Here is a 5,146-nt window from a genome sequence, read left to right on the forward strand (position 1 = left end):
AGATTCCGGCGTGGGCGCCAAGCTACATGGCGATCGTCGAGATCCAGGCTCGTACGGCGGCCCACGCCGGCTCTCGACACCTACGCTGACAGATTTTCATCAGATAAGGCTCGGTCGCCGCATCCATGCGGCTCACGCCCCCGCAACCGAACCCACCCCGCCTTCGACATATCTCCGCGATCTGCAGTAGATCCACGCCATGCGTGGATGAATCTCCATCGGAATCGAATATTTCGAATTGGAATCGAAATGCATCCACGCATGGCGTGGATCTACCGTGTCGACCAAGGTCGACACCTACCAACAGCAGCAGGAATCTGTCAGAGGTGGGGCGGTGTGGGTTGGCAGGACCGTTGGCGCCATGGATGGCGCCATCGAGCCCCCAGGGACGGGTTTACGGCGTGTCCTGCCAACCCACACCGCCCCGCCAAACCACGGAATGCCGCTGTCGCTGTTGCTGTTGCTGTTGCTGTTGCTGTTGCTGTTGAGGTTGCCGGCCAGCGGCCGGCACTACCGCGGGTGCAGGGCGAAGCCCTGCCGACACCCTCTCAACGGCGGCGGCGCTTGCGGTCCACGTACAGGGTCTTGGCGATGCTCAGCACGATGCCGACCCCGATACCCACCACGCAGCCCAGCAGCAGGTTGTCGGCCCCCAGGCCCACACCCACGCCGACCACGGTGGCGATCACCATTTCGACGGTGTGGGAAATCGGTTCGGGCTTCGGGGCGGACATGCGGGCTCCAGCGTCAGATCGGATCTTCGGGATGGGCCAGTGGCCCGGAAACGACGAAGCCGGGTTGCCCCGGCCTCGTCTGGTGTCACCTGCAGCGGGCCGTCAGTGCGATTCGGCCGGGCCTGCGATCGGCGGCAGCGGACGGGCGTCGCCGCCCTTGTCGTTGCCGCCATCCTTGTTCGACTTGCTCCAGCCCGCCGGCGGCGGCGGATCGCGGCCTTCCATGATCGCGTCGATCTGCGGCGCGTCGATGGTCTCGTACTGCAGCAGCAGCTGCGACATCACGTGCAGCTTGTCGATGTTCTCGGTCAGCAGCTGGGTCGTGCGGGCGTAGGCCTTGTCGAGGATGTTGCGCACTTCTTCGTCGATCCGGCGCGCCGTGTCGTTGGACACGCTCTTGTGCTGGGTGACCGAACGGCCCAGGAACACCTCGTCGTCCTCTTCGCCATACGCGATCGGGCCGAGCTGCTCGGACAGGCCCCACTTGGTGACCATGTTGCGGGCCATTTTGGTGGCACGCTCGATGTCGTTGGAGGCGCCGGTGGTGACCTTGTCCTCGCCGAAGATCAGCTCTTCGGCGACGCGGCCGCCGTACAGCGAGCACAGCTGCGACTGGATCGCCACGCGGTTCATCGAGTACTTGTCGCCTTCCGGCAGGTACATGGTCACACCCAGCGCGCGGCCGCGCGGAATGATGGTGACCTTGTAGACCGGGTCGTGCTCGGGCACCAGGCGGCCGACGATGGCGTGGCCGGCCTCGTGGTACGCGGTCAGGGTCTTCTCGTCCTCGCTCATGGCCATCGAGCGGCGCTCGGCACCCATCAGGATCTTGTCGCGGGCACGGTCGAAGTGGTCCATGCGGACTTCCTTCTCGTTGCCACGGGCGGCAAACAGGGCGGCCTCGTTGCAGAGGTTGGCCAGGTCGGCACCGGAGAAGCCCGGGGTACCACGCGCGATCACCATCGGCTCGACGTCGTCGGCCAGCGGCAGCTTGCGCATGTGCACCTTCAGGATGTGTTCGCGGCCCTTCACGTCCGGCAGGCCGACCACGACCTGGCGGTCGAAGCGGCCCGGACGCAGCAGCGCCGGGTCCAGCACGTCCGGACGGTTGGTCGCGGCGATCACGATCACGCCTTCGCCGCCTTCAAAACCGTCCATCTCGACCAGCAGCTGGTTCAGGGTCTGCTCGCGCTCGTCGTGACCGCCGCCCAGGCCGGCGCCACGGTGGCGGCCGACGGCGTCGATTTCGTCGATGAAGATGATGCACGGCGCGTGCTTCTTGGCCTGCTCGAACATGTCACGCACGCGGCTGGCGCCGACGCCGACGAACATTTCCACGAAGTCCGAACCCGAGATCGAGAAGAACGGCACCTTGGCTTCGCCGGCGATGGCCTTGGCCAGAAGCGTCTTGCCGGTACCCGGCGGGCCCACCATCAGCACGCCGCGCGGAATCTTGCCGCCCAGCTTGGTGAACTTGGACGGGTCGCGCAGGAAGTCGACCAGTTCGCCCACTTCTTCCTTGGCCTCGTCGCAGCCGGCGACGTCGGCGAAGGTGACCTTGATCTGGTCTTCGCCCTGCAGCTTGGCGCGCGACTTGCCGAAGGACATCGCGCCCTTGGCACCGCCGCCACCGCCCTGCATCTGGCGCATGATGAACAACCAGAAGCCGATGATCAGGATGACCGGCAGGAAATTCATCAGGATCGCGCCGAGGGAAATGCCGCTGGACGGCTCCTCCTGCACGATCTCCACGTTCTTGGTACGCAGCACGTTGATCAGGTCACGATCGAACGGCGCGGTGATGGTGGACGACTGCCCACCGCGGGTGGTGTAGGTCAGCTGGCTGGTGCCGCCGCGCATGTCGCCGCCAAAGGCGACCTTCTGCACGTTGCCGCTGTCCACCTGGTCCAGGAACTGCGAGTAGGACGCGCCCTGCGCGCCGGCCCCGGAGGACTTCGGCGAGAAGCTCTGGAAGACCACCATCAGCACGACGGCGACGACCACCCATAGCAGGAGGTTCTTGGTCAAGTCGTTCATCCTCATTGGCTCCGGTGTTCCTCTCAGTGCTGGCGTTGCGTTGGGGTCGAACTTGCGTACGTTGCGAGCTTACTTCATGTGGGCGCGTTTTCCCTGACCCAAGGCATACACCTCGGGAGAGCGCTTGCGCGACGCTTCCGGCTTGCGGATGGAGACCTTGTCGTACCGGCGGCGCATGTCGCGCACGTAGTCGTCAAAGCCTTCACCCTGGAACAGCTTGATCAGGAACGCCCCACCGGTCTTCAGGTGGTTGTCGGCAAAATCCAGGGCCAGCTCCGCCAGGTGCATCATCCGCGGCTGGTCGACCGCGCCTACACCACTCTTATTGGGGGCCATGTCCGACAGCACAAGGTCTACCGGCTGATCCCCGAGCATGGCTTCAAACTGCGATAGGACGGCTTCTTCCCTGAAGTCACCATGAAGGAACTCCACGCCGGCCAGCGGCGGCATGTCCAGGATGTCCAGCGCCAGCACGCGACCGGTGTCGCCGATCTGTCTCCGCACCTGCTGAGACCAGCCGCCCGGGGCGGCACCGAGGTCGACCACCACCATGTGCGGCTTCAGCAACCGGTCACGTTCCAGCAGCTCTTCGAGCTTGTAGGCGGCGCGCGAGCGCATGCCTTCGGCCTGGGCCTTCTTCACGAAGGGGTCGGAGAAGTGTTCCTTGAGCCAGCGCTGGCTGCTTTTGCTGCGGGTAGCCATTGAAAATAGGGGCTGATGGGGTCCTCATGATACCCTGATCGCCCCATTCAACCGTGTTTTCCTGCATGTCCATCGCCCTGACCGCCTCCCAGACCCGTTTCCTGCGCGGCCAAGCCCACGACCTGAAGGCCCTGCTGCAGACCGGCGGCAAGGGTGTGACCCCGGCCTTCATCGCTGAGCTGAACGAAGTGCTGGAGCGCCACGAGCTGGTCAAGGTGAAGGTCGCTGCCGAAGACCGCGACGCCCGTGACGTGATGATCGGCGAGATCGTCGAAGCCACCGAAAGCGCGCTGGTGCAGCGCATCGGTCACGTCGCCGTGCTGTACCGCCCGAGCAAGGAACAGCGCCAGATCGTGCTGCCGCGCGGCTGATCGCCCTACTGCCATGCAGCTGAACCACGAACCGCCGGATTACGCCTATAGCCTCCGTGCCGCCGATGGCCGCTCGGCCAAGGTGAATGACCAGGCGCTGGGCAGCAGTTTCTTCCTGACCCCGGACCAGCTGGTCACGCAATGGCCGGTGGTGAGCGCCACTGCGCTGCAGCTGGCTGACCTGGAGCCGATCCTGGCGCTGAATCCGGCGCTGATCGTGCTCGGCACGGGTGACCGTCAGGTCTTCCCGCCGGCGGTAGTGATGGCCGCCTGCCTGTCACGCGGCATCGGCCTGGAAGTGATGAACAATCCAGCCGCCGCGCGCACCTTCAATATCCTGGCCGGCGAAGGCCGCAAGGTCGCCGCCGCCTTCATTCTGGAAGGCTGAGGTCGAGTCGCCGGGTGGCTCCCGGCTAGCTGCCCGAAGGTGTGCAGCGGAATGCCGAGAACGCCTTGAGCCGGCCAATCAGGTTGCCGCCCTGCCCCCAGCGTATATCCATGACCTTCCAGTCCCGGCCCTGCCGCTGCAGCAGGACCTGGTCGGTCCAGCGATAGTCGCCCACGGCCATGTCGACATGGATCCAAGTGGCGTCACCGCTCGATCCGGGCATTCCCACGGATATCGTTTCCGGTCGATCCGGCGCCAGCAGATACGGGCTCTGGTCCAGCATGTGCGGCTTTTCATCAGGCGCCGCCAGTGCGGTGCAGGCCTGTTCATATGCACGCTGCCCAGCGATGGCTGAGCGGAGGGCCTCACCCAGCAGAGGGGAAACGGTCGTTTCGTTCGACGTCGGTGTCTGGATGGCGTCGTAGAGGCGGGTGACCACGTCACGTGGATCGCTGCTGGCGGCGGCCACCAATGGCGCGACGATGAGCAGCACGAAAAGGGCTGTTGTGCGAGACATGCGGCACCGGATTGGGGGGCCGTTGAAGCATGCCGCTTCCCTGGCTCGCCGGGAAGCTTGAGATGTGCCACTCAAGGTCGCAAATGGCCACCCACGGCAGCCAGCGTACAGCGAGTCGAGCATGGCTCGACGCTACAGGTCGGGAACGCCGAGCATTGCCCGGCGCCACCCGATCCCACGGCCTCAACGCGCCGACAGGTACTGCTGCGGGTCCACCGGCTTGCCGTTGTAGCGGGTGAGCCGGCGGTGTTTGCGGCCCATGGGCCGCACCGTTGGCGAACGCCCGGCGCGCTGCGCCGGGCCGGGGATCCGCCCAGATGGCGAATCGACGATCAGCGTGCCGGCAGGTATTGCTGCGGGTCCACCGGCTTGCCGTTGTAGCGGGTGAGCCGAGGGC

7 protein-coding genes are annotated in these 5,146 nt (G+C 65.5%); 2 read left to right on the forward strand and 5 right to left on the reverse strand.

What is annotated here, in order from left to right:
• Window positions 1–548: 548 nt before the first annotated feature.
• The 3 genes from AC5P5R_RS22025 to rlmE form a co-directional block, all read right to left on the reverse strand.
• On the reverse strand, window positions 549–734 hold the full coding sequence (locus tag AC5P5R_RS22025; protein WP_043034328.1) for a hypothetical protein: 186 nt from the start codon (window positions 732–734) through the stop codon (window positions 549–551).
• 102 nt (window positions 735–836) lie between these two features.
• The gene (gene ftsH, locus AC5P5R_RS22030) at window positions 837–2,771 is read right to left on the reverse strand and encodes an ATP-dependent zinc metalloprotease FtsH (protein ID WP_164281695.1); all 1,935 of its coding nucleotides are present in this window, start codon (window positions 2,769–2,771) and stop codon (window positions 837–839) included.
• Window positions 2,772–2,840: 69 nt separating this feature from the next.
• A complete protein-coding gene (gene rlmE / locus AC5P5R_RS22035; RefSeq protein WP_005409014.1) occupies window positions 2,841–3,473 on the reverse strand; it encodes a 23S rRNA (uridine(2552)-2'-O)-methyltransferase RlmE in 633 nt (210 codons plus the stop codon).
• Between the two features lie 65 nt (window positions 3,474–3,538).
• Here rlmE and yhbY point away from each other — a divergent pair, with 65 nt between their 5' ends.
• Both yhbY and AC5P5R_RS22045 read left to right on the forward strand, forming a co-directional pair.
• Complete coding sequence (yhbY, locus tag AC5P5R_RS22040) at window positions 3,539–3,844, forward strand: ribosome assembly RNA-binding protein YhbY (protein ID WP_004152868.1); 306 nt, start codon at window positions 3,539–3,541, stop codon at window positions 3,842–3,844.
• 13 nt (window positions 3,845–3,857) lie between these two features.
• Entirely contained in the window at window positions 3,858–4,232 is a 375-nt protein-coding gene (locus tag AC5P5R_RS22045) for an Mth938-like domain-containing protein (RefSeq protein WP_005412930.1), read from the forward strand.
• Between the two features lie 25 nt (window positions 4,233–4,257).
• Here the strand turns inward: AC5P5R_RS22045 and AC5P5R_RS22050 are convergent, their stop codons facing one another.
• Together AC5P5R_RS22050 and AC5P5R_RS22055 are read right to left on the reverse strand one after the other, a co-directional pair.
• Complete coding sequence (locus tag AC5P5R_RS22050) at window positions 4,258–4,749, reverse strand: YqhG/Tai3 family protein (protein WP_099474121.1); 492 nt, start codon at window positions 4,747–4,749, stop codon at window positions 4,258–4,260.
• 183 nt (window positions 4,750–4,932) lie between these two features.
• Window positions 4,933–5,146, reverse strand: a 214-nt coding sequence (locus tag AC5P5R_RS22055) for a hypothetical protein (protein ID WP_495205407.1), incomplete at its 5' end; no start/stop codon positions are given.

The sequence above is a fragment of the Stenotrophomonas sp. YJH_SMC_19 genome, from assembly GCF_059367915.1.